This window comes from Sphingorhabdus pulchriflava, from assembly GCF_003367235.1.
Classification (GTDB): Bacteria; Pseudomonadota; Alphaproteobacteria; order Sphingomonadales; family Sphingomonadaceae; genus Sphingorhabdus_B; species Sphingorhabdus_B pulchriflava.
Genome location: NZ_QRGP01000001.1, coordinates 1,067,016 through 1,092,683 on the forward strand (window position 1 = coordinate 1,067,016; position 25,668 = coordinate 1,092,683).

General features: G+C 56.4%; 26 protein-coding genes and 1 tRNA gene. 10 read left to right on the forward strand and 17 right to left on the reverse strand.

Translation table 11 applies throughout. From position 1 onward, the window contains the following. Positions 1-16: 16 nt before the first annotated feature. The 3 genes from DXH95_RS05395 to DXH95_RS05405 are packed head-to-tail and all read right to left on the reverse strand — an operon-like array spanning position 17 to position 1,911. A complete protein-coding gene (locus DXH95_RS05395; RefSeq protein WP_115548380.1) occupies positions 17-640 on the reverse strand; it encodes a carbonic anhydrase in 624 nt (207 codons plus the stop codon). Next, positions 640-951 carry a P-II family nitrogen regulator gene (locus tag DXH95_RS05400; RefSeq protein WP_115548381.1) on the reverse strand — a complete coding sequence of 104 codons (312 nt, stop codon included), beginning with the start codon at positions 949-951 and terminating at the stop codon, positions 640-642. The genes DXH95_RS05395 and DXH95_RS05400 overlap by 1 nt, the downstream gene beginning before the upstream one ends. 3 nt (positions 952-954) lie before the next feature. Next, complete coding sequence (locus tag DXH95_RS05405; protein WP_115548382.1) at positions 955-1,911, reverse strand: sodium-dependent bicarbonate transport family permease; 957 nt, start codon at positions 1,909-1,911, stop codon at positions 955-957. Between the two features lie 82 nt (positions 1,912-1,993). On the opposite strand from DXH95_RS05405, the gene lipA reads away from it, so the two are divergent. Next, entirely contained in the window at positions 1,994-2,917 is a 924-nt protein-coding gene (lipA, locus tag DXH95_RS05410; RefSeq protein WP_115548383.1) for a lipoyl synthase, read from the forward strand. A 21-nt stretch (positions 2,918-2,938) separates the two neighbouring features. Continuing rightward, positions 2,939-3,382, forward strand: coding sequence for a type II toxin-antitoxin system RatA family toxin (locus DXH95_RS05415; RefSeq protein ID WP_115548384.1), 444 nt, complete (start codon positions 2,939-2,941; stop codon positions 3,380-3,382). Here the strand turns inward: DXH95_RS05415 and DXH95_RS05420 are convergent. The 3 genes from DXH95_RS05420 to DXH95_RS05430 form a co-directional block, all read right to left on the reverse strand. Continuing rightward, positions 3,358-3,867: a CinA family protein gene (locus tag DXH95_RS05420; RefSeq protein ID WP_115548385.1), complete on the reverse strand. Its 510-nt coding sequence runs from the start codon at positions 3,865-3,867 to the stop codon at positions 3,358-3,360. The two genes, DXH95_RS05415 and DXH95_RS05420, sit on opposite strands and share 25 nt — an antisense overlap. Then, a complete protein-coding gene (locus DXH95_RS05425) occupies positions 3,864-4,358 on the reverse strand; it encodes a hypothetical protein (RefSeq protein WP_147291689.1) in 495 nt (164 codons plus the stop codon). Before DXH95_RS05425 ends, DXH95_RS05420 begins: the two co-directional genes overlap by 4 nt. A 97-nt stretch (positions 4,359-4,455) precedes the next feature. Further along, positions 4,456-5,619, reverse strand: a complete 1,164-nt coding sequence (locus DXH95_RS05430) for a bifunctional 2-C-methyl-D-erythritol 4-phosphate cytidylyltransferase/2-C-methyl-D-erythritol 2,4-cyclodiphosphate synthase (RefSeq protein ID WP_115549417.1) — start codon at positions 5,617-5,619, stop codon at positions 4,456-4,458. 106 nt (positions 5,620-5,725) lie between these two features. On the opposite strand from DXH95_RS05430, the gene dusB reads away from it, so the two are divergent. From dusB to hflX, 7 genes are all read left to right on the forward strand, one after another. Next, positions 5,726-6,721 (forward strand): tRNA dihydrouridine synthase DusB, encoded by a 996-nt coding sequence (dusB, locus tag DXH95_RS05435; RefSeq protein WP_115548387.1) that lies wholly within the window; start codon positions 5,726-5,728, stop codon positions 6,719-6,721. Continuing rightward, the gene (locus DXH95_RS05440) at positions 6,711-7,814 is read left to right on the forward strand and encodes a two-component system sensor histidine kinase NtrB (RefSeq protein WP_115548388.1); all 1,104 of its coding nucleotides are present in this window, start codon (positions 6,711-6,713) and stop codon (positions 7,812-7,814) included. The genes dusB and DXH95_RS05440 overlap by 11 nt, the downstream gene beginning before the upstream one ends. Continuing rightward, positions 7,811-9,247 carry a sigma 54-interacting transcriptional regulator gene (locus tag DXH95_RS05445; RefSeq protein ID WP_115548389.1) on the forward strand — a complete coding sequence of 479 codons (1,437 nt, stop codon included), beginning with the start codon at positions 7,811-7,813 and terminating at the stop codon, positions 9,245-9,247. Before DXH95_RS05440 ends, DXH95_RS05445 begins: the two co-directional genes overlap by 4 nt. Positions 9,248-9,317: 70 nt before the next feature. Then, positions 9,318-11,582, forward strand: coding sequence for a sensor histidine kinase (locus DXH95_RS05450; RefSeq protein ID WP_115548390.1), 2,265 nt, complete (start codon positions 9,318-9,320; stop codon positions 11,580-11,582). After that, entirely contained in the window at positions 11,582-12,979 is a 1,398-nt protein-coding gene (gene ntrX / locus DXH95_RS05455; RefSeq protein ID WP_115548391.1) for a nitrogen assimilation response regulator NtrX, read from the forward strand. The genes DXH95_RS05450 and ntrX overlap by 1 nt, the downstream gene beginning before the upstream one ends. Positions 12,980-13,134: 155 nt before the next feature. Continuing rightward, a complete protein-coding gene (hfq, locus tag DXH95_RS05460; RefSeq protein ID WP_115548392.1) occupies positions 13,135-13,632 on the forward strand; it encodes an RNA chaperone Hfq in 498 nt (165 codons plus the stop codon). After that, positions 13,629-14,951, forward strand: coding sequence for a GTPase HflX (gene hflX / locus DXH95_RS05465; RefSeq protein WP_115548393.1), 1,323 nt, complete (start codon positions 13,629-13,631; stop codon positions 14,949-14,951). The genes hfq and hflX overlap by 4 nt, the downstream gene beginning before the upstream one ends. Here the strand turns inward: hflX and mazG are convergent. The 9 genes from mazG to DXH95_RS05510 all read right to left on the reverse strand — a co-directional run bounded on the left by mazG (position 14,944) and on the right by DXH95_RS05510 (position 23,581). Further along, positions 14,944-15,720, reverse strand: coding sequence for a nucleoside triphosphate pyrophosphohydrolase (mazG, locus tag DXH95_RS05470; RefSeq protein WP_115548394.1), 777 nt, complete (start codon positions 15,718-15,720; stop codon positions 14,944-14,946). The genes hflX and mazG overlap by 8 nt on opposite strands. 98 nt (positions 15,721-15,818) lie before the next feature. After that, positions 15,819-16,418 (reverse strand): retropepsin-like aspartic protease family protein, encoded by a 600-nt coding sequence (locus tag DXH95_RS05475; protein WP_115548395.1) that lies wholly within the window; start codon positions 16,416-16,418, stop codon positions 15,819-15,821. 3 nt (positions 16,419-16,421) lie between these two features. After that, the gene (locus DXH95_RS05480; RefSeq protein WP_115548396.1) at positions 16,422-17,195 is read right to left on the reverse strand and encodes a TatD family hydrolase; all 774 of its coding nucleotides are present in this window, start codon (positions 17,193-17,195) and stop codon (positions 16,422-16,424) included. Then, entirely contained in the window at positions 17,195-18,763 is a 1,569-nt protein-coding gene (gene metG / locus DXH95_RS05485) for a methionine--tRNA ligase (RefSeq protein ID WP_115548397.1), read from the reverse strand. Before metG ends, DXH95_RS05480 begins: the two co-directional genes overlap by 1 nt. 22 nt (positions 18,764-18,785) lie before the next feature. Beyond that, entirely contained in the window at positions 18,786-19,742 is a 957-nt protein-coding gene (locus DXH95_RS05490; RefSeq protein ID WP_115548398.1) for a DNA polymerase III subunit delta', read from the reverse strand. Then, complete coding sequence (gene tmk / locus DXH95_RS05495; RefSeq protein WP_115548399.1) at positions 19,739-20,371, reverse strand: dTMP kinase; 633 nt, start codon at positions 20,369-20,371, stop codon at positions 19,739-19,741. Before tmk ends, DXH95_RS05490 begins: the two co-directional genes overlap by 4 nt. Next, positions 20,371-21,453 (reverse strand): D-alanyl-D-alanine carboxypeptidase family protein, encoded by a 1,083-nt coding sequence (locus tag DXH95_RS05500; RefSeq protein WP_239016549.1) that lies wholly within the window; start codon positions 21,451-21,453, stop codon positions 20,371-20,373. Before DXH95_RS05500 ends, tmk begins: the two co-directional genes overlap by 1 nt. A 105-nt stretch (positions 21,454-21,558) precedes the next feature. Continuing rightward, positions 21,559-22,527: a septal ring lytic transglycosylase RlpA family protein gene (locus DXH95_RS05505; RefSeq protein WP_115548401.1), complete on the reverse strand. Its 969-nt coding sequence runs from the start codon at positions 22,525-22,527 to the stop codon at positions 21,559-21,561. Continuing rightward, the gene (locus DXH95_RS05510; protein ID WP_239016550.1) at positions 22,511-23,581 is read right to left on the reverse strand and encodes a lytic murein transglycosylase; all 1,071 of its coding nucleotides are present in this window, start codon (positions 23,579-23,581) and stop codon (positions 22,511-22,513) included. The genes DXH95_RS05505 and DXH95_RS05510 overlap by 17 nt, the downstream gene beginning before the upstream one ends. Positions 23,582-23,784: 203 nt before the next feature. Here DXH95_RS05510 and DXH95_RS05515 point away from each other — a divergent pair. Next, positions 23,785-23,874, forward strand: a tRNA-Ser gene (locus DXH95_RS05515). Positions 23,875-23,879: 5 nt separating this feature from the next. Here the strand turns inward: DXH95_RS05515 and DXH95_RS05520 are convergent. Together DXH95_RS05520 and DXH95_RS05525 are read right to left on the reverse strand one after the other, a co-directional pair. Beyond that, the gene (locus DXH95_RS05520) at positions 23,880-24,227 is read right to left on the reverse strand and encodes a hypothetical protein (RefSeq protein WP_115548403.1); all 348 of its coding nucleotides are present in this window, start codon (positions 24,225-24,227) and stop codon (positions 23,880-23,882) included. A 121-nt stretch (positions 24,228-24,348) separates the two neighbouring features. Continuing rightward, entirely contained in the window at positions 24,349-25,650 is a 1,302-nt protein-coding gene (locus DXH95_RS05525; protein ID WP_115548404.1) for a Xaa-Pro dipeptidase, read from the reverse strand. Positions 25,651-25,668: the final 18 nt, after the last annotated feature.

Consider the following 25,668-nt stretch of genomic DNA (forward strand, 5'->3'; position numbering starts at 1 on the left):
TCGGCTTCAATTCCAATCAAGCGGGCGCGAATTCGCCATTTTGTTCGTCGAGCACGTGCAAGATGCCATGCGCAATGCCGAAATAGGCGCCGTGCAGTTTCAATTCTCCGGCTTGTTCGCGTTCGGCGATGAACGGGAAGGTCCGCAGATTATCGAGGCTGACCTTGATTGCATCCAGCTCCAGGGCGGTCTGGGGATCGGCGGGGGCCTGCTCAATCACGCGATCACGCGCATCGCCAATGATATCCACCCAGTCATCGACAAAACTGCGCCCCGGCATACCAAGATCACCGCCCTCTAGCGCCGCTGTGATGCCTCCGCACTGGGCGTGCCCCAGCACAACGATGTGCTTTACCTTGAGGCCAAGGACGCCAAACTCGATCGCTGCAGAAACACCATGGCGACCGCCGCCGGTTTCAAAGGGTGGCACCAGATTGGCAACATTGCGCAAAGCGAAAACCTGGCCGGGGACGGTGTCGAAGATGGTGGCTGGATCGACTCTGCTGTCGCAGCAGGAAATTACCATGATTGGGGGCGCTTGTCCGTCGCTGGCAAGCCGGTCAAATCGTTCTTTCTGCTGCACATAGGCATCGCTTCTGAAGCGACGATAACCTTCAACCAGGGCTGCAAATTCAGGCATTAGAAGCGTTCTCCTCGCACGACTTGAACATCACCGACTGTCAGCAAAAGCCGATAGCTATCGAGCAATGGGGCGAGGGCGTCGACAAGTTGCGCCGCTTTGGCCTCCGACGCAATCATCAGGATGATGGTTTTGGCGGCAGCGCCAGTGACATCGTCATGCTGCCATGCACCATCTCTTCCGCCGCCTGCGTCGACATGGATCAGGCTCCACCCGGAAATGTCGACCTCCCGCGCATGTTTCAGCAAACGCGGAACAAGCGGTGTATCGACCAATATTTCTATGCGCTTGCGGGCAACGGTTTCGACCATGGCTTATCCGATCATGGCAGCCAGCTGGGAAAACAGCGTGATGCCCAAAATGATGTTGAAAGGGAACGTTATGCCCAGCGACATGGAGAGGTAAATACCGGGATCTGCCTCTGGTAGCGCCATGCGCATTGCCGCGGGCACTGCGATATAGGAAGCGCTGGCTGCCAAGATGCCGAGTGCGGCCGCCGATGCGACATCAAGACCAATCAAAGTCCCGATCACAACACCGATGGACCCATTGATGATCGGCAGAACAATCGCCAGCGACATCAGACGTGCATTAAGTTTTCTTGATTGCACCAAACGACGTGCGGCGATCAGCCCCATGTCGAGCAGGAAGAGGCAAAGAACGCCCCTAAAGCCGGTGTCAAATAATGGCCGTACCGGCTCGAAACCGTCCTTGCCTGCGATCAGGCCGATGATGAAACTGCCCACGAGCAGCACTACCGAGCCGTTAGCGAATACTTCGTGCAGCATTCCGTTGCCATCGGCGCTGGCACGCTGCGCCTGGCCGCGTCTGGCCAGCAAAAGCCCGCTGATGATTGCCGGAGTCTCCATGAGGGCAAGCACCGCGACCATATAGCCTGCGGGTGAAAGCCCCTGGCCGGTCAGGATTTCCTTGGCCGTCACAAAGGTAACCACGCTCACCGAACCATAATGCGCGGCAACGGCACCGGCATCGATCTGGCCGAGTCTGCCTAAGCGGGTTAGCAAAGCAAAAGCGAGCACGGGAAGAAGGAAGCTCAATCCCAACCCGGCCATTGCGGCGGCAGCCAATTCCGGTGTGAATCCGGACTCGGCGACTTCGATGCCGCCTTTCAAACCGATTGCCGCCATCAAATAGATCGACATCGCTTTGGCAAAGGCTTCGGGAATGGCGAGGTCTGATTTGATGAGCGCGGCAAATATGCCCAGAACAAAGAAGAGGATTACCGGGGATGTCAGTGTATCGACGATCATATCCTGCCTCGCTAGGTTCGGTGCGCATTATGTCTAGGCGAAATGGTTGGCAAGGGGCGATTGCATCGCTATCTGGGCGGCCATGAACAATCCCACCCCTGTTCGCACCTCGCCGCGCGAGCGCAAGCCTGACTGGATCCGCGTCAAGGCCCCTACCAGCGCCGGTTTTAACGAGACGCGCAAGCTGATGCGTGACCTGAAGCTCAACACCGTGTGCGAGGAAGCCGCGTGCCCGAATATCGGCGAATGCTGGACCAAAAAACATGCGACGGTGATGATCCTAGGCGACGTTTGCACCCGCGCCTGCGCCTTTTGCAACGTCAAGACCGGGATGCCGCGCGCTGTTGATCCGCTCGAGCCGGAACATGTGGCGATTGCCGCTGCCAAAATGGGGCTGGAACATATCGTCATCACCTCGGTCGACCGCGACGATCTGCCCGATGGCGGTGCGAGCCAGTTTGTGAAGGTGATACAGGCACTGCGCCGCAACACGCCCTCGACCACCATCGAAATCCTGACCCCCGATTTCCGCAACAAGGTGGAGAGTGCGGTCGAGTCGATTATCGAGGCACGGCCCGACGTCTATAACCACAATCTGGAAACGGTACCGAGGCTATATCCGACCATTCGCCCTGGCGCGCGCTATTACGCTTCGCTGCGGTTGCTCGAATCGGTGAAGCGCCATGATCCGTCAATTTTCACCAAATCGGGCGTGATGCTCGGTCTGGGTGAGGAGCGGATGGAGGTGCACCAGGTGATGGATGACATGCGTTCGGCCGACATCGATTTCCTGACCATGGGCCAATATCTGCAGCCCACACCCAAGCATGCCAAGGTCGCCGAATTTGTCACGCCGCAGGCATTCGATGCCTATGCAGCGATTGCGCGCGCCAAGGGGTTCCTGTTGGTCGCCGCCACGCCGTTGACCCGTTCGAGCTATCATGCGGGTGACGATTTCGCGAAGATGAAGGCTGCGCGCGAGGCGCAACTCGCCAAAGCGGGTTGATCGGCAAAGCAGGGTAGGGGCATGCCGCATCATCACGAACGCCGGTCGCTACCCTATAGCGCAGACCAGATGTACGACCTTGTCGTCGATGTGAAACGCTATGGCGAGTTCCTGCCCTGGGTGGCTGCAGTGCGCATCCGCTCCGACAGTGAAACAGAGACGATGGCCGATTTGATCGTCGGGTTCAAATCTCTGCGCGAATCCTTTAGCTCCCGAGTGCTGAAAACGCCAAAATCGAAGGTAGAGGTTGATTATCTCGACGGGCCGTTGCGGCATCTCCACAATCAGTGGTTGTTCGAAGAAACCTCTGACGGCTGCATTGTTGATTTCACAGTCGACTTTTCCTTCCACAACCGCATGTTTGAAGCGCTGGCCGGACAGTTTTTCGATCACGCACTGCGCAAGATGACCGACGCCTTTATCGAACGGGCGGGGGTGCTTTACGGGGTTGGCAGCAAGAGCTGAAGCGCGTGCAGCGTAGCTGCCATGCGAATGTCGGCACGGCTTTTGTCTTCCCCGAACTGGATTTTGTCGGCGACTACATCCTCAGGATCCTTACCACGTTCGGCCACGGCGAACACCACCGTGCCGACGGGCTTGTTGGCGGTACCACCGCCTGGACCAGCGACACCACTAATGGCGACGGCGATATCGGCGCTGCTGCGCTTGAGTGCACCTTGCGCCATCGCCCACGCGACAGCGATCGACACCGCGCCAAAGGTATCGATCAGTTCCTCGCTGACTTTCAGCGTCTTGATCTTCGCTTCGTTCGAATAGGTCACAAAGCCCGCCTGCAGAACGGCGCTGCTCCCCGCGATCTCGGTGATGGCCGACGCCACCAGGCCACCGGTGCAGCTTTCGGCGGTCACGATGGTGCGACCTGCAGCGATGTTGCGCTCTACGACCTCAGCGGCCAGCTTGATCACTTCTTTGGGCAGCAGGCTGTTCACGAGCGTTTGGCCTCCAGCGTGGCGACATAGGGACAGACGGCGAAATCGTCGAAGGGGCGTTTTGCCTGATCTGCTTCGGTTTCAGCGGTCTCCGGCTTGTCTTTGGATGCCGCCACCAAGATGGCACCGAGCGTAGCTGCGATGTTTTCCGGCGGAAGTGGGGAAAGCGCGGTCCAAATGTTATTTGCCGCTTCACAGGTTTTCGCGTCGATCCCGTCTGCAAGCATTGCCGGCACCATGCCTTCAACAAATGGCAGGATTGCGGTGCCAGCCATGGGCACAGGCAAATCATTCGCGAGCATTCGGGCCAATATGTCGCCAGCTGCTATCCGCTCACGAGCGGCAGATTCAGCATAGCGCGCCGTCAATTCGTCAGATTGCACCAGCAGACCTGCATTGGCCGGTAGAAATGCCTTGCAACTGGTGACGGCCTGACTGTGGAGCACGGGCAGCAGTACCACGGCAACGCTCTGGAATTCACTTTTGCTCATGCACGGCTTGGCTGCCTGAGCGGCCAGAGTGCCTTGATGGCTACAAAGGGCGACCAAAGCAGCTGCACTTGCGAGAAGTTTTTTCATATCAGGCCTTTCATTTGACCAACGTAGCTATTGCCTGCGCAGCGATGCCTTCACCGCGACCGGTAAAGCCCAGTTTTTCAGTGGTTGTCGCTTTTATCGATACCCGGTCGGCTTCGATAGCGGCGATCTCGGCGATGCGGGTTTGCATTGCCTTTTTATGCGGGCCGATTTTAGGAGCTTCGCAGATGATGGTGACGTCAAGATGCGTGATCCGGAAGCCTATGTCCGCCGCCAGTTTGACAGCATGCGCCAGAAACCGGTCGGAACTGGCACCTTTCCACTGCACGTCGCTGGGTGGGAAATGGTCTCCGATATCGCCAAGCGCTGCCGCGCCCAAGATCGCGTCGGTCAAAGCGTGGAGTGCAACATCGGCATCGCTGTGCCCGGCAAGGCCATAGTCATGGTCTAGGCGAATGCCGCACAACCACAGCTCTTCGCCTTTTGCGAGGCGATGGACATCATAGCCGGTTCCGGTACGGACATCTTGCATCGCCGCCGATTGGCCGATCTGGCGATCAAAGTCATCGGCAAAGGTGAATTTAGCCAGATTTTCGTCGCCCTCTACAATTTTAACTTCATGTCCGGCGGCCATCACCATCCGGGCATCATCGGTCGCTATTTGACCGGTTTGCCAGGCTTTGTGCGCATTTGAAATGACGTCATGACGGAAGGCCTGGGGAGTTTGAATCCGGAAAAGGTGTTCGCGTTCAACAACTTCGGTCAGGGTGCCCTCAACATTGCCACGCGACAGGCTATCGACCACGGGTAGTGCCGGGACTGCGCCTGATGACGACGTCAGCGCGTCCAGCAAGCGGTCTATCACCTTAGCAGATAAAAACGGACGAGCGGCATCGTGAATGAATGTTCGGCCAGTAAAATTCATATTATCAAGATATTGGACAGCATTTCTAACACTATCTATCCGCTCGCTTCCGCCTTCCACCAAATGGATGTCGGGAATGCCTGATAACGCATCCCGGGCAAATGCATCCTGTCCGTCGCCGATCACAACAATGATGTGCTGAAATGCCGGATGCGCCGCAAATACTTCGACGCTGTGCCGAAGCATCGGTTTTCCTAGCAATAGACGATATTGCTTGGGTACGTCGCCGCCGGAGCGGCTGCCGGATCCCGCGGCAACGATAATCGCGGCTGAAGGCAAATCACTTTGCATGCCGAGCGCCCTAATCGCTGCGGTCTTGCGCGCCAAGGCGAATATCGCTAGGGCGCTGCCTAAATTTTAGGCAGCTAAAAGCTGTAAAGTGCATTTCGAGATAGCGATGAAACTGAAACCCATCCAGATAGGCCCGCTGGAAATTGAATGTCCGGTGGTGCTTGCTCCCATGACCGGCGTGACCGACATGCCGTTCCGCACGCTCGTGCGCCGTTTCGGCTCTGGCTTGAACGTTACCGAGATGATCGCCAGCCAGGCGATGATCCGCGAAACGCGCCAGTCGCTGCAAAAGGCGGCCTGGCACATGTCCGAAGAGCCGGTTTCGATGCAGCTTGCCGGCTGCGGCCCCAAGGAAATGGCCGAAGCCGCCAAGCTCAATGAAGATCGCGGCGCGGCGATTATCGACATCAATATGGGCTGCCCGGTCAAGAAGGTGGTCAATGGAGATGCCGGTTCGGCGCTGATGCGTGACCTGCCGCTCGCCGCCAGCCTGATTGAAGCGACTGTGAAGGCGGTTTCGGTGCCCGTCACCGTCAAAATGCGCATGGGCTGGGATCATGGTAGCCTCAACGCCCCTGAACTGGCGCATATCGCAGAAGATCTGGGCGCGAAGCTGGTCACCGTTCACGGCCGTACCCGCAACCAGATGTACAAAGGCAGTGCCGACTGGGCCTTTGTCCGCAAGGTCAAGGATGCCGTCAAAATCCCGGTCATCGTCAATGGCGATATCTGCTCGATCGAGGATGCCGACAAGGCACTGGAACAGAGCGGTGCCGATGGCGTGATGATCGGCCGCGGCGCTTATGGTAAGCCGTGGCTGCTGGGGCAGGTGATGCATTGGTTCAACACTGGCGAGCGCCGTCCCGACCCGTCAATCGACGTGCAATATGACCTTATCGTCGAACATTATCGCGCGATGATGGAACATTATGGTGAGCAAGTCGGTGTCCCTTGTGCCCGCAAGCATATCGGCTGGTACACCAAAGGGCTGGTCGGTTCGGCGGAGTTTCGCAACATGGTCAACCGCATCGACGATGCGAACCAGGTTCTGGGTGAACTTGCCCGCTTCTACGAACCTTTGTTGATGCGAAATGCCGCCTGAGGCGACGACCATTGCAGCCAACCGCCCGCCTGACGGGTTGTTGCTGTCGACCATATCCTTGCCGCTGCTGCTTTCCGGCGCTGACAATCTGATCCTTTATGCAAATGAAGCCGCCGAGGCCTTTTTCGGCAGGAGCAGCCGCCGCATCTTGGGCGAACCGGCGCAGTCGCTGCTGCGTTTTGCGAGCGAGCGTCTCAACGGCGCGATAACAGCGCGTGAGAGCGATATCAGTGCGCAAAATATGCGGTTTCATACGCATGGCGCTCAGGCCAATTATGTCGATTTAAACATATCGACGCCGCTGGGTTATCCTGACTGCCGCCTCTACATCCTTGTGCCAAGACAAGCCGACCGTGACCAGATTGGCGAGCAGACCGATGGCGGAAAACAACAGGCAATGGGTGCGCCCGCAGTTCTCGGTCATGAAATCAAGAACCCGCTGGCGGGCATAAAAGGCGCGGCACAGCTATTGGCGCGCAAAGTGGATCCGAAGCAGGCTCCGCTGACCGACCTGATCGTGCATGAGGTTGATCGTATCGCCAGGCTCCTTGACCAGATGCAAAATCTGGGGCGGGTGATGCCCGGCCAGATGCAGGCAGAAAATATCCACGAATTGATTGAACGCGCCATCCGTTCCGTCCGCGCGGCCAATAAGGCTATGCCGGCAATCGACATCAACTATGATCCGTCGCTGCCCGATGTGCAGATCGAGGCGGATTCGATGGTGCAGGTCTTGATCAACCTGATCCAGAATGCAATCGACGCGCTTGCGCAAACCGAAGCCCCGCAAATCGGAATCTCGACCCGCTTCGTAATGGGGGCAGCACTTCGCAGTGAGGGTGACAAGGGCGTGCGCCTTCCCGTCGAAGTGGCGATCAGCGACAATGGCCCGGGCATTGCCACGCACATTGAAAATGAGCTGTTCTCGCCCTTTGTCACCACAAAACGCGAAGGGCAGGGGCTGGGCCTCGCCATTGTGCGCAAATATCTGTCGCAGATGAATGGCCGTATTTCTGTGGAGCGGGACCCGGAAAGCCAACGGACGATTTTCCGCATTTTCTTGCCTGTTGCCGAGAGGAAGACCAGCGCATGAGTATCGACAAGGTATTGATTGTCGAGGATGACAGCTCGATTGGCATGGTCGTGCGCTCTGCGCTGGAGGCGGAGGGTATCGAGGTCGATGTATGCGAAAGCACGACCGACCGCGATGCAGCGCTTGCAGGCAACCGCTATGATCTGATGCTGACTGATGTGGTACTTAAAGACCGCGATGGTATTTCGAGTCTGGAAGACGTCATCGCGCAATGGCCTGACATGCCGATCATCATCATGTCTGCACAAAACACGCTCGATACTGCGGTGCGCGCCAGCGAAATTAATGCTTTTGAGTATTTTCCCAAACCCTTCGATCTTGATGAACTGGTGCTCGCGGTCAAACAGGGTATTGAGAAACGCCGCGCAGACAATCAAAGTGACAGCGGCACCCTGCTTGAGGCGACCATGCCGATGGTTGGGCGCAGCCCGGCGATGCAGGATGTGTATCGCATGGTTGCACGGCTGCTACGGAACGACCTGACCGCGCTGATCCTCGGCGAATCCGGCACAGGCAAGGAACTGGTGGCGGAGGCGATCCACAATCTGGGGCATCGCAAAACGGGCCCCTTTGTCGCCGTCAATATGGCTGCCATCCCTTCGGAACTTATTGAAGCCGAGTTGTTCGGCCATGAAAAAGGCGCGTTCACCGGCGCCGTGGGGCAAGGGATAGGCCGTTTCGAACAGGCACAGGGCGGCACGCTGTTCCTCGATGAAATTGGCGACATGCCCTATCATGCGCAGACGCGCCTGTTGCGGACGCTGCAGAGCGGCACCATCAGCAGGATTGGTGGCAAGGCGAGCATTCGCCTGGATGTGCGAATCATCGCGGCCACCAATCAGGATCTGGAAGCGCTGATCGCCGAGGGCAAATTCCGCGAAGACCTTTATTACCGCCTCAACGTTGTACCGGTGCACCTGCCGCCGCTGCGTGCCCGGCCAGAGGATATCGGGCTTTTGACGCGCCATTTCCTGAACCTTGCGACACGCGAAGGGTTGCCTGCAAAGCAGATAGATGAAGATGCGATTGCTATCCTGACCGGAATGCCCTGGCGCGGAAATGTCCGTGAGTTGAAAAATTTCATCTATCGCCTGGTGCTCACCGCGCGCGAAGACAGGATTTCCGAAGCAACTATTACGCAAATTGCAGTGCCGGGAGACGAGGAAGCTGTCGCAAACCTTGCCGGCTGCAGTTTTGATGCTGCGGTTGCGCAGTTCATGAATGATCAAAAGCGCAGAGGGCAGGGGCGCGACCGCATCTATGCCAAGGCGCTGGCCGAATTTGAAAAGCCGCTGCTGCAATCGGTGATGGGGCTGGCGCGCGGTAACCAGTTACAGGCGGCCGCTATGCTTGGTATCAACCGTAACACCTTACGCAAAAAGCTATCCGACTATGGATTGACGGGTAACAAATTGGGTGAGCCGCGCCGCTGACGCGACAGACGGAAATCATTGCGACAAAATGTGCTTTTCCTGCAACGGATAGCATGACATTAGTTGCTTAATGGCAACAGCGCCCGTTGATATCCCGCAAATCGCGAAAAGCCGGTTTAGGCAACGCTTGTCGGCAGTTGCCGAATGGATGGGGCGCGCCAAGCAAATCCGATTTCTGGAAGTCGGCAGCGTCTTGTTGTTGCTGTCTATGGCCATTGCCACTGCCTTCGTTTTGACACGACAGGGACCACAATCCGAGCCACTTTCACCGCCTGTTGCCGCCGCGTTGCTAGTGGCAAATCTATTGCCGGCGACAAGCTTGCTGATGCTTGCGGGCAGGCGCCTTGCGATCCAACGCGCCAAAAGCGACGGTGAGGGTGAGGGATCGCTTCACGTACGTCTTGTGCTGATTTTCTCGCTGCTCGCCGCCGGTCCGGCTTTGCTGCTGGCGATTTTTGCCTCGGTGCTGTTCCAAAGCGGGGTGCAGTTCTGGTTTTCCAATTCGGCGCAAGGGATGCTGGAAAATGCGGGTGCGCTGGCCCAGGGCTATTATGAAGAAAAGCTGCGCGATGTGGGGGATGAAACCGTCGCTATGGCCGGTGACATTCGCTATGGCCTTGAGCAGACACAGCCGAACAGCCCGCAATTCCTCAGTTTCTACTATGATCAGGTGCTGCGCAGAAAACTCAGCGAGTCAGCGATTGTTACGGTGGGCGAAGATGGTGTCCAACGCACCACCATTGTCGCGTCTAGTGAGGCCCGAAAATCAGACTGGATCAGCGCTGCTGACCTGAAGCGCCTGAACTCGGGCGAGGATCTGATTGTGACGGCGCAACCTGACCGGATCGTCGCAGTCAACCGTCTGTTCGACAAACCGAAGACCTATTTATATGCCAGTCGCACGGTCAACGTCCCGTCCTTCACTTTGGGCGAGAAAGCGCAAAGCGTACTGGCTGATTACCGCGAGATGGAGTCGCGTTCACGCTATCTGCAGCTTCAGTTCAACGCACTGCTCTACATTGTTTCGCTGCTGATTATCGGGATAGCTGTCTGGGTCGCTTTGCTGGTGGCGGACCGGCTCGTCCAGCCGGTAAATCGACTGGTGCTCGCGGCGCAGCGGATTGCCGATGGAGACCTGACGGTACGCGTTAATGACGATGATATCCGCAAAGACGAAGTTGGCTTTCTTGCGCAGTCGTTCAACCGGATGACCGAAAGGCTTGAGAACCAGACGTCGAACATCCTCAACGCCAACAAGCAATTGGAAGACCGGCGCAGCTTCATTGAAACTATTTTGGAGTCGGTATCTGCCGCGATCGTCAGCGTTGATCCTGCGGGCAAGATTCGCCTCGCAAACAAGACTGCAGAAGCCATTCTTTCAACAGACGGTAATTCGATAGTCGGCGAACAGTTCGATAACGTAGCGCCGCACCTTTCCGAACTGATATCGGAAGGGCGGCTTCAGGCCGTGGTTCAGGTAGGCGATGGCACCGAGCCCAGAACCTTTGCTGTCAAGATCGCCAAGGGGGAAGGGGGGCAGGTTGTCACTTTTGAAGACATCACCCGTCAATTGTCCGATCAACGCCAGGCTGCTTGGTCTGATGTTGCAAGACGCATCGCACATGAGATCAAGAATCCGTTGACCCCAATTCAATTGGCAGCCGAACGATTGCGACGCCGGTTCAGCAAGCAAGTCAATGAAGGTAACGAGATTTTCGAACAATTGACTGGAACGATCATCCGGCAGGTGGGCGACCTCAGGAATATCGTAGACGAATTTTCGTCCTTTGCCCGTATGCCGAAACCGGTTTTCCGCGACGAAAATTTGTCAGATATTGTCGGCCATGCTGTATTCCTGTTCGAAGTTTCGCACACCGACATAACATTCGATTTTGCCCAGGCAGGAAAGCCGTTCCCGATGCTGGCCGATAGGAGGCAGTTAGGACAGGCAGTTACCAATATTTTGAAAAATGCAGCGGAATCTATCCGGGAGCGTCTGGATAAAGAAGGTCCTGACGCAAGAGGCCAGATTCGGGTTCAGATCGAAACCGACCCTCGTAAGATACGCGTGTCATTCGCTGACAATGGCAAAGGCTTGCCCGACGAACGCGACAGGATCGTAGAGCCCTATGTGACCACACGAACGACGGGTTCCGGGCTTGGCCTGGCGATCGTCAAAAAGATTGTTGAAGAGCATCAGGGTGAACTGGTGCTCGAAGATAACCCTGACGGTGGCGCTGTGGTCACCATGTGTTTCGACCTGGAGCTGTTGCAGCAATTTGGCGGGGCGCACCCCATTCATGAAGAGCAAACAAAATCGGAGCGGACTGACTAATGGCACTTGATGTTCTGATTGTTGATGACGAGGCCGATATCCGGGAACTGGTTGCGGGCGTATTGTCCGACGATGGCTATGAAACCCGCACCGCCGCGACTTCCGAAGAGGCGCTGGCTGCGTTCGACGAGCGGCTGCCGTCGCTGGTGCTGCTCGACGTCTGGCTGCGTGGTTCATCCATGGACGGGCTGGAATTGCTCAAGAAAATGAAGGCGCGGGACGCCAACGTTCCGATGATTGTGTTTTCGGGGCATGGCAATATCGACACGGCTGTGGCAGCGATTTCTTCGGGGGCAGTCGATTTCCTCGAAAAGCCATTCGAAGCTGAAAAGCTGCTGCATTTGGTCGCGCGTGCCACAGAAACCCAGCGGTTGCGGGCGGAAAACGCAACTTTGCGCGCGCTTGTCGGGCAGGCAGAAGAATTGACCGGATCGTCCACGTCAATCAACGCAGTTCGTGCGACGCTGAAAAAAGTTGCGGGGACTGGCAGCCGATTGTTGATTACCGGTCCTGCCGGTGTCGGTAAGGAAGTCGCTGCACGGCTGTTGCACAGCTGGAGCTCCCGTGCCGAAGCGCCCTTTGTGACTGTCAGTTCGGCACGCCTTTCACCCGAACGGTTTGAAGAAGAGCTGTTTGGTGTAGAAGAAAATGGCGAACTGCTGAACGCGGGTATGCTTGAGCGCGCGCATGGCGGAACCTTGTTCCTTGATGAAGTGGCCGACATGCCCTGGACGACGCAGGGCAAGATACTTCGCGTACTGACCGAGCAGAGCTTTGTACGTGTAGGCGGCAATCGTCCCGTTCGCGTTGACGTTCGCTTCGTATCAGCAACGGCGCGTGACCTTAATGATGAGATTGCTGCGGGCCGGTTCCGTGAAGATCTCTATTATCGTTTGAATGTTGTGCCTGTGGGTATCCCACCGCTTTCGGAGAGGCGAGAGGATATACCACTGCTTGCACAGCATTATGCGGCACGCTTCGCGGTGGAGCACCGCGTGCCAGCTCCGCTGCTTTCTGATGATGCTCTCGCGGCGCTGCAGGCTTGCGAGTGGCCAGGCAATGTCCGGCAATTGCGTAATGTCATCGAACGGACGATCATATTGGCCCCGGCTGACAGGATCCATCAGATAGATGTGGATATGCTGCCGGCTGAGGTCAGTGGCGGAGGAGTCTCGGTTCTTAGCCCGGCATCGTCATTGATGGGCTCGCCATTGCGTGAGGCGCGGGAAGCCTTTGAACGCGAATATTTGCAGGTTCAGATACGGCGGTTTTCGGGCAATATTTCGAAAACGGCGACATTTGTCGGAATGGAACGGTCTGCGTTACACCGCAAACTCAAACTGCTTGGCATAGCGGTCCGTAAGAACGGCGAGGATGTTGTCGACGAAGAAGATTGATTCCAGTTTTTGGTAAGGAATGACCGCCTGTCGTCATTTTGACGTAATTTTCCTGTTCGCGGATGCTTGGTAACATGATATGAATTGCGCTTCATGGCGGCGTCCATGTGTTTGGTAATCTCTCCCGAAGCCCAAAAGCATAACAGGAAATCATAATGACTGAAAAAAATAACGGCCTCCAGGACATGTTCCTGAACTCGCTGCGCAAGTCCAAAACGCCGGTGACTATGTTCCTTGTAAAGGGCGTGAAATTGCAGGGCGTAGTGACTTGGTTCGACAATTTTTCGGTGCTGCTGCGCCGCGACGGTCAGTCCCAACTCGTTTACAAGCATAGCATCTCCACCATCATGCCGTCGCATTCGCCCGATCGCGCACCTTTCGACCAGATGATGGCGAAAGCGACGCATCGCGCCGGGATGCTGCAGGATGTGTTCCTCTATGCCATGCTCGACAAGCGTGAGAATGTGACGACATTTTTGGTCAACGGCGTGATGCTGCAAGGGGCGATTGCCGCCTATGACCTGTTCTCGCTTTTGCTCGAACGCGATGGCGTCATGCAGTTGGTCTACAAGCACGCGGTATCCACGATCCAGCCTTTGCGGCCGGTCAATCTGGCTGAATATAATAAGGAAGCCGGCGAGGTAGACGATTGAGTATATTCAATCGCGGGCAAGAGGACGAGTTCGCCCGTGGCGCTCGCGCTATAATCGCTTACCCTGAATTGCCAGGAACAAGCGGAATCACCGCTGAATTCCGTCTGGAAGAAGCGGTAGGGTTAGCCGGAGCTATTGGTCTCAACGTCATTGAAACGCGCCATTTCCGGGTTCGGACGCCCAAGGCTGCGACACTGTTTGGGGGTGGGCAGGTCGACGAGATTGCCGAACGCGTGGAAGCCGTGGAGGCCGACTTGCTAGTGGTCGATGGTTCGCTTTCAGCGATCCAGCAGCGCAATCTGGAAGACCGCACCAAGGTCAAAGTCATCGATCGAACCGGTCTGATCCTCGAAATTTTTGGCGAGCGGGCGGCGACGGCCGAGGGTCGGCTACAGGTCGAACTCGCGCATCTTGACTATCAGGCCGGCCGTCTTGTGCGCAGTTGGACCCACCTTGAGCGTCAGCGCGGCGGTTTCGGATTTTTGGGCGGCCCCGGTGAAACTCAGATTGAAGCCGACCGGCGCATGATTCGGGACCGGATGGCGCGTTTGCGACGGGAGCTCGAACAGGTCCAGCGAACGCGCGGATTGCAGCGTGCCCGGCGCAAAAAGGCGCCTTGGCCCACCATTGCGCTTGTCGGCTATACCAACGCTGGCAAATCGACCCTGTTCAATCGGCTGACCAAAGCAGAGGTCTTGGCAGAGGATATGCTGTTCGCAACGCTCGACCCAACTTTGCGCGAAATCCGGCTTCCGGGAGTTGAAAAGGCGATATTGTCGGACACGGTTGGTTTTGTGTCGGACCTGCCAACACAGCTGGTTGCCGCTTTCCGAGCCACGCTTGAAGAGGTTACAACGGCTGACATCATCGTTCATGTCCGCGATATTTCGCACCCTTCAACAGAAGCGCAGCGGGATGATGTTCTGTCGATCCTGCACGATCTGGGCATTGGCGAGGAAGGGGAGGGACGGACCGTCCTCGAGCTTTGGAACAAGGTTGACCTGCTCGATGACGAAAGGCGCGAGTATTTACAGGGGCAGGCCGCGCGACAGGGCAATTGCTACCTCATTTCGGCCGAAAGCGGTGAAGGCGTCGAACAATTTCGTTCCGAACTGGCGGCATTGGTTGGTGCGGCAAACATAGTCCGGACGGTTCGCCTTAATGCCGAGGAAGGCCGCGTTATGGCGTGGTTGTATGAGCGCGGTGCGATCGTTGAAAAACGGGAAGAGGGCGAGAGTGTCATTTTCACGGTATCGCTGAGCGGCAGGAATTGGGGGCAGTTTGAAAAACAGTTCGGCAGTCTGGTTGAGATTATTTAGCTGCGGTTTCTATTTTTGCGCGCCGCCAAAGAGCTTCTTTGGCATCGAGATCGAGTTTTTCAAACGCATCGCCAGCAATCGCTTCCATGCCACGGAAACGGCGTTCAAATTTTGCCGTAGCATCATTGAGAGCAACTTCGGCGTCGACGCCCAAATGACGACTGATATTGACCGCTGCAAAGAGAAGATCGCCGACTTCCTCATGCATTTCGGTTGCGGTGGTGGCGTCTCGAACTTCGTCGATTTCCTCGTCCAGTTTTTCAAAAGCACCTTCGACGCTCGGCCAGTCAAAACCGGTTCGGGCGGCGCGTTTCTGGATTTTCTGCGCCCGGAGCAAAGCTGGCAGTGCTTTGGCAACATCTGCCATCGCACTTTTGTCTTCAGATTTTCCGTGCCGCTCAGCCTCCTTGATGGCTTCCCAATTGGCGACGACTTGCGCAGATCCGTCAATCGATCGGTCGCCGAAGATGTGCGGGTGGCGCCGTTCCATCTTGTCGCAAATGGCGTTGATTACGTCCTGCAGGCCAAAGTGTCCGGCTTCCTCGGCCATACGGCTGTGGAACACGACCTGAAGCAGAAGATCGCCAAGCTCATCCTTCAATGCGGCCATGTCGTTGCGTTCGATCGCGTCAGCGACCTCATAAGCTTCTTCGATTGTATATGGCGCGATGGTCGCGAAATTCTGTTCAAGATCCCAGGGGCAGCCGGACACCGGCGTTCGCAGGCGCGCCATGATATCGTAGAGGGGGGTAATTTCAGGCTGTGACATGCTCGGCCGCTTTCACAAGTTTAAGTACGATAATATATATTATGTTAAGTGGAAAATGCCTCGGGAATCGAGGCAGGCGTGACGATTGGTGCCCTTCCTCAAGGTTTCAACTGCATGACATCACCTGTAACGCTCCACGATCCGAAACTGTCGAGGAAATTCATGCCGACAACATTGGTGTCGCCGAATTTGTCGGAGATTACGACGTCATGCTCATCAACCTGATATTCACCAACGACGATGCTGGGTACTGTCGCGCTCGCTACGCTGATCCTGCCATTGGCCGTTTCAAGTTCTATCGGTAACTTGCTCGAGTCTGCCTTCAAACCGATCTGGCGCGCCGTGTTGGCGTTAATCGCCGTTGTCGTTGCGCCGCTATCGACCATGAAGTCGACATTCTGGTTATTGATCGCTGCACGCAGCCAGAAATGCCCATCATCCTGACGCACCAGCCTGATGCCTTGCTCATCGCTGCTTTGCCTTGGCGCACCGGTCAGTTCGCCTTTGATCCGTTCCCACGCCATCGACATTTCGGGTCGAAAGCTCATGATAACAAATGCAACGGCGAAGATACCCGCCCAAGCTGCGATCATCTTCGCATATTGTTTCATCGGCAGACGTCTGGCGATCAGGCCTGACGCCATCAGCACCAGCAACATAATCGCGTAAATTAGATATGGCGCGTCATCATTATACATATATTACAATGCTTTAGTAAACAGTCTGTAAAAATTATCTGACGTTTGCACTGACAGTGTTTCGCTATCCACACTGCGCAATTCCGCGACAAAAGCCGCCGTGCTCGCAACAAAGGCGGGTTCACAAGTCTTGCCGCGATGCGGAACTGGGGCAAGAAACGGAGAGTCGGTTTCGACGAGAAGGCGATCGGCGGGGATCGTCTTGGCAATTTGCTGTAATTCGGTCGCGTTTTTGAATGTGACGATACCCGACAGCGATATGTAAAACCCTAGATTTAGAGCAATTTCGGCAAATTCGGCGCTTGCGGTGAAGCAATGAATGACACCACTATAGGTACCCTTCCCCATTTCTTCGGTCAGGATTTGCGCGGTATCGGCCTCAGCATCGCGGGTGTGTACAATGATCGGCAGCCCGGTTTCGCGCGCCGCTGCGATATGGGCGCGAAATGAAGCGCGCTGCTGTTCGCGGTCGCTATGGTCGTAATAATAATCGAGACCGGTTTCACCAATCGCGATGACGCGTGGATGTGCTGCTCGCGCTACCAATTTGGCCGTGTCGACATCGGTGTGTCCGTCGGCTTCATGCGGATGGATTCCGACAGAAGCCCATACATCGGCTTCTTTGCTGGCAAGCCCGATAACGTCATCCCATTCGCATTCGCGGGTCGAGATGTTGAGCATCGCCGTGACGCCCGCTGCACGGGCATTGGCCAGCGTTTCAGCCTGCCGCTCAACCAGCCCTTTATAGTTGAGATGGCAATGGGAATCGATAAGCATCAGTCGACGTCATCGTCTGCCGGAAGTTCCAGTCGGGGGAAAATCGGCGATGGTGGGGACAGGCGAAAATCGACCGAAACCATGTTGTTGTAATAGTCCTGATCATTGAGTGCAGCATAGTCGCGCCCATGCGCATCGATGCCGAGCTGGTCGAGCAGCCGCGCCGACGATGCGGGTATGATAGGCTGTACCGCAATGGCCAATGCGCGGATAGCTCGCAGAAGCACCTCCAATACAGTTTCCATCCGCACCGGATCGGTTTTGCGCAGCGTCCAAGGAGCTTGGGCATCGATATACTGGTTGCAGGCAAAAACCGCCTTCATCCAGCTCTCCAGGCCTTGCGAAAATGTGAAACTCGCAAATTCGCGCGGCACGTCGTTGCGACAGGCGTCGTCGACGATCGCCAACAATGCCTCATCATCTGACGTCATGACGTCAGCCTTGGGCAATCGCCCTTCCAAATTCTTGGAAATAAAAGATAATGTGCGCTGTGCAAGATTGCCAAAACTGTTTGCCAACTCAGCATTTACGCGCGTGACAATCGCCTCTGCACTGTAACTGCCGTCTTGGCCAAAGCTGACTTCACGAAGCAGAAAATAGCGGAGTGCATCGACACCGAAGCGCTCTGCAAGCTCCATCGGATCAACGACATTGCCCAGAGATTTGGACATTTTCTCTCCGCGGCTAAGGAGAAAGCCGTGGCCAAACACCTGTTTGGGTATCGGCAACCCGGCGGACATCAGAAAAGCGGGCCAATAGACGGTGTGGAAACGGACAATGTCCTTGCCAATAATGTGCGCATCAGCAGGCCAGAACCGCTCGAACTCCCCCTCCCGCGCCGGAAAGCCGATGCCCGACAAATAGGTGGTCAGTGCATCGACCCAGACGTACATCACATGGCCAGGAGAGCCCGGAACCGGAACGCCCCAATCAAAACTGGTGCGTGAAACGCTCAAATCCTTCAATCCGCCTTCAACAAATCGCAGAACTTCATTCTTGCGGCTTTCGGGACGGATGAAATCGGGCTGACTATTGTATAATTCCAGAAGCTTGTCCTGATAACGCGACAGGCGGAAGAACCAGCTTTCCTCAACCGTCCATTCGACCGGAGTGCCTTGAGGTGAGAGTTTGATTCCCCCTTCCCCTTCGACCAGTTCTTCCTCGCCATAATAGGCTTCGTCGCGGACAGAGTACCAACCTTCGTAGCGATCGAGATACAGGTCGCCGCTTGCCTCCATGGCTTTCCAAAGCGCGATGCTAGCTTCGTGATGGCGCGGATCGCTAGTGCGCATGAAACAATCATATGAAATATTGAGTGTTTCGCACATTTGCTTGAAATATGAAGACATTTCGTCAGCGAATTCGAGTGTTTCACGGTCTGCAGCGCGTGCCGTCTGTGCCATTTTCAGGCCGTGCTCGTCGGTGCCCGTCACCAATCGCACGTCGCGGCCCATAAGCCGCTGGAACCGGGCAATGGCGTCGGTGGCTATCGCCTCATAGGCGTGGCCGATATGCGGCTTCCCATTGGGGTACGCGATAGCAGTGGTAATGTAATAGGGTTCAGACATGCAAAGCCAATAGCAAGAGGGGTTATTCGGCGCCGTGCTTATGCGGTCGCAGCGATGCCAGCAAGCTTCCCATTTGGAAAATTACAGCCTGTTTGTCGAGAGACTGCGCAACAGCGCGTTGCGCGAGCCTGTCAGCATCCTGAAATGCCTCAACCGCCGATATCGCACCGGACGCCCTTGCCTCCTTGGCGATGCTGATTGGAACATAGCGCAAAAAGGCTTCGTAACGGGCTTGGGCCGACTTTGTTGACAGGCTTTCGGCAAGACCATGGCGGATTTTGTTCGTCGGATCGCCTTTTTCGACCATCCGCTGAATGGCAGTTTCGATTTCATCGAAATCAAGATCAGCATAGTCGAGCGCCTGGCCAGGCGATCCATTGCCCGTTGCTGCCAGGAGTTCAATCTGCCTTTCCGATGCTTCCGGTACGGCCTGGCGCAGTGCGGATGCCATTTCCGCGGATGAAAGCGGGTCAAAACGCAGCATCTGGCAACGCGAGCGGATGGTCGGAAGCAACCGGTCGCTGGCATGGCTTATCAGAAAGAAATAGGTTCCGACGGGCGGCTCTTCGAGCGATTTAAGGAGGGCATTGGCCCCTCCCCGCTCCAGATCATCAGCAGCGTCTATAATGACCGCGCGTTTTGAACCCAATGACGGGCGCGTGGTCAGGGCATGTTGCACATCCCGGATCTGGTCGATAGTGATGCTGCGTTTCAGTTCAGCATTAGGATCCGCCTCTTCACCGTCTTTTGGGGCCTCCTTCGCCAAGCGCTGGATGCGGATGATATCGGGATGCGTGCGGTGTTCGATCAAGTTACGGTGCCGGTCCTCTGGATCGACCAGCAGCCGCGCAAATTCGAGCGCAAAATGCGCTTTTCCAAGCCCGCGCGGTCCAGCGAGGATCCAGCCATGATGGAGTCGACCGCTTGCCAACGACCGCTCCACATGCAGGCGGTTTTCATCATGGCCGTAAAATTTCATTCGGGTAGCAGCCCGGACAATTCCGCCACCAGCGACTGCGTAACGCTTTCGGCTGTTTCATCGGCATTAATGATGCGGACCCGTTCCTGTTCCTGTTCGGCAATCTGCAAAAAGGCGGCGCGCACTTTTGCGTGAAATTCCGAAGAACGGCCGCCTATCCGGTCACTGACTCCTGCATCCCGTTGTTGCAAGCGTTGCGCCGCTACATCGGGCGGCAGGTCGAGCACGAGTGTGCGCTGGGGCAGCAAACCACCGCTACCGATTGCGTGCAGCGTCATGATATCCGCATCACCCAGACCAAGGCTTGCCCCTTGATAGGCGCGACTGCTGTCAACATAGCGGTCGGAGATAACCCACTTGCCGGCGGCGAGGGCGGGTTTAATCAGTTTTTCGACATGATCGCTGCGCGCCGCCGCAAATAGCAAGGCTTCCCCAGCCTTGCCCCAGCGATCATCAGCGCCGCCGAGCAACAGATTCCGTATGGCTTCGGCACCTTCGGTGCCGCCCGGCTCACGGGTCAAAACGACATCAATGCCGCGTGCGCGAAGGTAGGCGGCAAGCGCGGATATCTGGGTGGATTTCCCGGCGCCCTCGCCCCCTTCGATTGAAATGAACACTCCCTCGCGCATCACATTCTCACCAGAGCCCGGGCACCATTCAAGGCACGTCCAAGAAAACCGGCTTGCTGGACCGATTTGCCTGCGACCAATGGCAGCACCTGTTTTTTACCGTCTGCAGACCGGACAATCAATTCGCCCAGCGCCTCTCCTTTGCGGATTGGCGCGCGGATCGGGCCGTAATAACGCGCCTTCAACTGCAATTTTTCTTTAGATTGCGCGCGCTTGGTCGCCGAGAAATCCCACGATGCAACCAATGGTACGCTGTCGACCGCGCCCATTTGTACAGGAGCTTGGGTAACGGTTTGACCTTTGCGAAACAATGACTCGGTCTCCCACTCGCTGAAGCCCCAGTTCATGAATTTACGCGCTTCGGCTACACGCGACTGCATCGTAGGTAATCCAGCAATAATCATGATCAAGCGCCGGTCCCCGCGCTTCGCCGTGCCTGCAAGGCAATAGCCTGCCGCTTCGCTGTGCCCGGTCTTGAGGCCGTCGGCCCCATCAATCACCCCGAGCAAGGGGTTGCGGTTCGCCTGTGTGACATTCGACCAGCGAAAGGATTTCCGAGAAAAATAGCGTTCGAAAGCGGATGGATGTTCGATGACGATCGCTTGTGCCAAGGTCGCAAGATCGCGCGCTGTTGAAAAGGTTTTCCCGCCGTCGGGCCAGCCATTCGGATTTGCAAAGTGGGTATTCGCCATACCGAGCTTCTTGGCAGCGGCGTTCATTTCGGCAACAAAACCTTCTTCGCTTTCCGCTACGCCTTCAGCAAGAACGACTGAAGCGTCATTTCCCGAGAGCGTCAGTACCCCAAACAGCAGATTGTCAATTGACACACTTTCGTTGGCACGCAGGAACATGGTGGAACCCTTATTGTTCCATTTGCGCCAGGTCGCCGGACTGACCTTCACTTTTTGATCACGGCTGACCTTCTTGTCCTTCAAGGCGTTGAAGGTGACATAGGCGGTCATCATTTTCGCCATAGAGGCTGTGGGAATGCGTTTATCGGCGTCGCGTTCGTACAAAGCTCGATCAGAAAAAGTATCGAGCAGATAGGCTACCGGCGCGCTACCCGAATAGGGTTTAGCCAACCCGGGTGTAGCAGACGTTAACGCAGCAGACGCTAACAAAGAAAGGGCAACTAATGCTCGCATTGCCGTCTGTTAGACCGGCTTGCGACGGCTTTCCAGCCAAAGCTATTCGCGCAACAGCCTTGCTTGTGGATAGCCCTTGGCCTGCGCATTTTTAAGCGCGGCTTTTGCCTCGCTTTCGCTGGCAAATGGACCGAAGCGAACGCGGTGCAACTTGCCATCTGCACTGGCGACAACTTTTGCATCCAGCTTGGCAGCGAGCTGATCGGCATTGGCCTTGGATGAAAAGGCTGCGACTTGCACAACATAGCCAGCTTTTGTTGAAACCGCTTTCACCTCGCGTACCGCAGATTTGGCAGGTTCCACTATTGCAGGCGTTTTTGTTGTCGCTGGTTTTGTTGTTACTTTGGCAGGTGCCGAAACAGGCTTTGCCGGGGGTGTGGTGACAACTTCGGGCGCTGCAACCTTTGGCGTTTCCGGTTTTGGCATTTTAGCTAGCTTGTCGCGCAACACCTTCAGAAGCGATTCCGGTGTGTCGAGCCGGGTTCCGGCGGGTTGGTTGGCGCGCAATACCGCGCGATCCTGTTCTGGCGGATTGACCCGACGGACGCGCACGGGTGCCAAGCCTTGCTCTGAAATGCCAAGTTGCCGCGCCGCTCCTTCTGAAAGATCGATCAGGCGATCATTGGCCATCGGGCCGCGATCATTGATGCGCACCAAAATCGTTCGCCCGGTATCCAGCGCGGTTACCTCTACATAGCTGGGCATGGGCAGGGTTTTATGCGCAGCGGTGATCGCACCGGGCACAAATGTTTCGCCATTGGCCGTTTGGTTACCCTGAAGCTCTTTCCCATACCAGCTGGCAAAGCCGACTTCATCATAGTTCGAGGTGTCTTCCGGCGTATATGTCGTGGCTCCCACCGTAAATGGTGAGCCCAGCTTAACGGGAAAATCGCTGACTGACGCTACAGGTGCCTTTTCCGCAGCAGGAATTGTCTGAGGGTCTCCACCGCCACAGGATGACAATAGCAGGCACAATGAAGCGCCAATCAAAAGCCTAGTTTCGTACCGCATCGGCTAGCAATCCCACAGACAGAGCGTAAAAATTTGAACAATTATAGTCCAATATCGCGCGATAGTTGCTGCCCAGTAAATATGCGGTTTGCCCTTCGCCGTCGGGCTCAATCAGTGCTGCTTGCATATTTTCATCGGGCCAGACCCCATTTTGGGAGATGACGCCCAGACTTTTCCATTCCGAAATCTTCATCAACCGGCTGTGGCGGGAGAAGACGCGGGCGCACCGCGGCGCAACCAAAGTGCTTTTGATGCTATTGCGGTCCAGACTAAAGGGAACGTTGACCGCAAAGCCCCAAGGTTCATTCCGCCGCCAGCCGGCATTGAGCAGATAGTTGGCAATCGAAGTCATCGCATCGACTTCACTTTTCCAAATATCGGCATAGCCATCGCCATCACCATCGCGCGCCAGCCGGAGATAGACTGATGGCAGAAATTGCGGGCGACCAAGTGCCCCTGCCCAGCTGCCCGTTATTGCGTAAGATGGAACACCCCGGTCGATCATCTTCAAGACAGCGACCAGTTCGGCCTCAAATAAATCGCGGCGCCGCCCTTCAAAAGCCAGCGAGGCGAGCGCATCGGGGGCATGGAAATTGCCCATAACCGCGCCATAATTGGTCTCATGCCCGTAAATGGCGATCATCACCTCTTCGGGCACACCGGTTTCATTCTCGATCCGCTGCAGCAACGGACGAAGTTCTGAATATTTGCTGCGCCCACGTCCTATTCGCGCGGCATCAACATGTTTGCGGCGATAGGGTTCGAACGCAGGGATTGGCGCATTGCCGGGTGTTTCGGGCTGGCCGCGATCGAGCTGCACGACGCGCGGTAAATAGGTCAGCGTCGGGATAACGCGGTCGAGCGTCGCCTTTCTGACCCCTTCCCGCTCCGCACGAACGCGCACGGTCTGTAAATATTGGGCAAAAGCATGCGAATGGCTTTGATCGGCAACGGACGTCGGCGCTTGCTGGGCCGAAAGCGCGGCGGGCGGGCTCAGTGCAGCCAGCAACAAAGCGGCAGTGACTCCATCAACCGGGATTTTTCCGAAACGCAACGCCACACATCCTCCATTTGATCCAGTTCCGGACGATACCATGGATTTGCCGTTCTAACACAATAATATCAGCAGATTGGCGCGCCATTTGCTCCCCTTGCCGCGTAGCTCCCCATGGTGCCGGGCGTAGAGGGACAAAAGCGCCACCCGATACACAGAGCGCTTGCCAGCGCTGTTTTGGATGGTAAAGGCGACGGCGCAGCGGACAGGTGGCCGAGTGGTTTAAGGCACCGGTCTTGAAAACCGGCGTGGGTGCAAGCTCACCGTGGGTTCGAATCCCACCCTGTCCGCCAATTCCCTACTTCTCTTCCGCGAGTTGGCCGCCGCTGTTCAGATTTTCGCCGAACGCGCTGGTGACGCCGTCGACCATCATCTGGATTTCCTCGGTCGCATATTGCTCGGCATCCTTTTGTGACGAGCCATAGCCGCGTTCGGATTTGACCAGCATATCGAAATAGGCTTTTCTTTCAGCCGGACAGGCTTTCTGAGCCGCCTCGTTGAACTCCGGCGCTGACTTCTTCACCTTCACCGCTTCATTATGTTCGGCGATCAGGCAATTGTTGAAACCTTTGCGCGCGTCGTCCAGCGCATCGCCCTTCATGGCTGCCATGTTGAGCGCCATGGCCAGCGCCAAGCTCATCATCATACCCTTTTGCTCCCCAGTTTCTTAGCGAACGTCCGTTCTTCCCCGACTGCGTGAATACCACAGCGTCGATGGATGCTGCAATGTCGGAATTTGAAAGTGAATCGACGCTGAACTCATCTGTTTAGCGGATGCGTTTGCCACCTTTTACAACTGCGTCGACCGACTCGAGTTCACGCACGTCGCTCAACGGATTGCCATCGACCGCGATGATATCCGCATAACGGCCGACGGCAATTGCGCCGATGTCCTTTTCGCGATCCAGCGCCTGCGCGCTGTTGCGGGTCGCGGCCTGGATTGCTTCGAGCGGGGTCATCCCATATTCCACCATTACGCGGAACTGTTTGCCGATTTCGCTATGCGGCATGACACCGGCGTCAGAGCCGAATACCATCCTTACACCAGCCTTGTGCGCCTTGCGGAAATTGTCGCGCTGGATTTGCGCAACTTCGCGATCTTTGCGCAGATTATCCTCGAGCACACCATTTTTGGCGCCTTCGGCCTGGGTGTATTCGGTGTTGTAGATGTCCATCGAGAACCAGACCGGCCGTGTACGGGTGGCAGCCAGCTTTATCCCTTCATCGTCAACAAGGCTGGCATGTTCGATGGTATCGATACCGGCCTTGATCGCGGCCTTGATGCCATCGCCGCCATGGGCGTGGGCGGCGACGCGAATGCCCCATTGATGCGCCTCATCGGCGATGACGCGCAGATGCTCTTCCGAAAGCTGTTGTTGACCAGGTTCGGTGTTGCGCGAGAAAACCCCGCCGGTCGCGCAGACCTTGATGACTTCGGCGCCATATTTGCGCTGGCGTCGAACCTGATAGCGCAATTCGTCAGGGCTATCGCCTATCCCCTCTTCCTTGCCGTCTTTTTCAAGGCTCGGCGGCAGGAACGTGGAATCACAATGCCCGCCGGTTGCCCCCAGCGCGTAGCTTGCAGGAACGATCCGCGGGCCGACGGCATAGCCATTATCAATCGCCTGTTTCAGACCGACGTCGTTTCGGTCGCCCGACCCCACATTGCGTACGGTTGTGAAGCCTGCGTCGAGCATAGATTTGGCGGCACCAACAGCGGTCATGCCCCAGAAACTGTCGGTGAATTCCAGGCCACGATAGCCGCCTATGTCGGCAGGGCCATCGAGATGGACATGCATATCGATCAGGCCAGGAAGCAGTGTCTTGTCGCCCAGGTCGATATGAGTGACATCGCCGCCCCATTTGACCGTGCGCGCGTCTGCGATGCTGGTGATGCGGCCGTTATCATCGACGAAGATGGCGGGATTATCGACCATCTTGCCGGTGAGCACATCGAGCATGCGCGCGCCGGTGATTACGGTATTGGCCAGTGCGGGCGCGGAATGAACAGCCACCGCTGCAATTGCCAAAACCCCAGCTTTTCTCAGAAAGTTCACACTTATGCCCATGTCTGTCTACTCCCGAAT

Excerpts from the sequence above, each read along its gene's own strand:
- DXH95_RS05395 (WP_115548380.1), bottom strand. The coding sequence starts at position 640 with ATGCCTGAATTTGCAGCCCTGGTTGAAGGTTATCGTCGCTTCAGAAGC.
- DXH95_RS05400 (WP_115548381.1), bottom strand. The coding sequence starts at position 951 with ATGGTCGAAACCGTTGCCCGCAAGCGCATAGAAATATTGGTCGATACA.
- DXH95_RS05405 (WP_115548382.1), bottom strand. The coding sequence starts at position 1,911 with ATGATCGTCGATACACTGACATCCCCGGTAATCCTCTTCTTTGTTCTG.
- lipA (WP_115548383.1), top strand. The coding sequence starts at position 1,994 with ATGAACAATCCCACCCCTGTTCGCACCTCGCCGCGCGAGCGCAAGCCT.
- DXH95_RS05415 (WP_115548384.1), top strand. The coding sequence starts at position 2,939 with ATGCCGCATCATCACGAACGCCGGTCGCTACCCTATAGCGCAGACCAG.
- DXH95_RS05425 (WP_147291689.1), bottom strand. The coding sequence starts at position 4,358 with ATGAGCAAAAGTGAATTCCAGAGCGTTGCCGTGGTACTGCTGCCCGTG.
- DXH95_RS05430 (WP_115549417.1), bottom strand. The coding sequence starts at position 5,619 with ATGCAAAGTGATTTGCCTTCAGCCGCGATTATCGTTGCCGCGGGATCC.
- dusB (WP_115548387.1), top strand. The coding sequence starts at position 5,726 with ATGAAACTGAAACCCATCCAGATAGGCCCGCTGGAAATTGAATGTCCG.
- DXH95_RS05440 (WP_115548388.1), top strand. The coding sequence starts at position 6,711 with ATGCCGCCTGAGGCGACGACCATTGCAGCCAACCGCCCGCCTGACGGG.
- DXH95_RS05445 (WP_115548389.1), top strand. The coding sequence starts at position 7,811 with ATGAGTATCGACAAGGTATTGATTGTCGAGGATGACAGCTCGATTGGC.
- DXH95_RS05450 (WP_115548390.1), top strand. The coding sequence starts at position 9,318 with ATGGCAACAGCGCCCGTTGATATCCCGCAAATCGCGAAAAGCCGGTTT.
- ntrX (WP_115548391.1), top strand. The coding sequence starts at position 11,582 with ATGGCACTTGATGTTCTGATTGTTGATGACGAGGCCGATATCCGGGAA.
- hfq (WP_115548392.1), top strand. The coding sequence starts at position 13,135 with ATGACTGAAAAAAATAACGGCCTCCAGGACATGTTCCTGAACTCGCTG.
- mazG (WP_115548394.1), bottom strand. The coding sequence starts at position 15,720 with ATGTCACAGCCTGAAATTACCCCCCTCTACGATATCATGGCGCGCCTG.
- DXH95_RS05475 (WP_115548395.1), bottom strand. The coding sequence starts at position 16,418 with ATGTATAATGATGACGCGCCATATCTAATTTACGCGATTATGTTGCTG.
- DXH95_RS05480 (WP_115548396.1), bottom strand. The coding sequence starts at position 17,195 with ATGCTTATCGATTCCCATTGCCATCTCAACTATAAAGGGCTGGTTGAG.
- metG (WP_115548397.1), bottom strand. The coding sequence starts at position 18,763 with ATGTCTGAACCCTATTACATTACCACTGCTATCGCGTACCCCAATGGG.
- DXH95_RS05490 (WP_115548398.1), bottom strand. The coding sequence starts at position 19,742 with ATGAAATTTTACGGCCATGATGAAAACCGCCTGCATGTGGAGCGGTCG.
- tmk (WP_115548399.1), bottom strand. The coding sequence starts at position 20,371 with ATGCGCGAGGGAGTGTTCATTTCAATCGAAGGGGGCGAGGGCGCCGGG.
- DXH95_RS05505 (WP_115548401.1), bottom strand. The coding sequence starts at position 22,527 with ATGCGGTACGAAACTAGGCTTTTGATTGGCGCTTCATTGTGCCTGCTA.
- DXH95_RS05520 (WP_115548403.1), bottom strand. The coding sequence starts at position 24,227 with ATGATGATGAGCTTGGCGCTGGCCATGGCGCTCAACATGGCAGCCATG.
- DXH95_RS05525 (WP_115548404.1), bottom strand. The coding sequence starts at position 25,650 with ATGGGCATAAGTGTGAACTTTCTGAGAAAAGCTGGGGTTTTGGCAATT.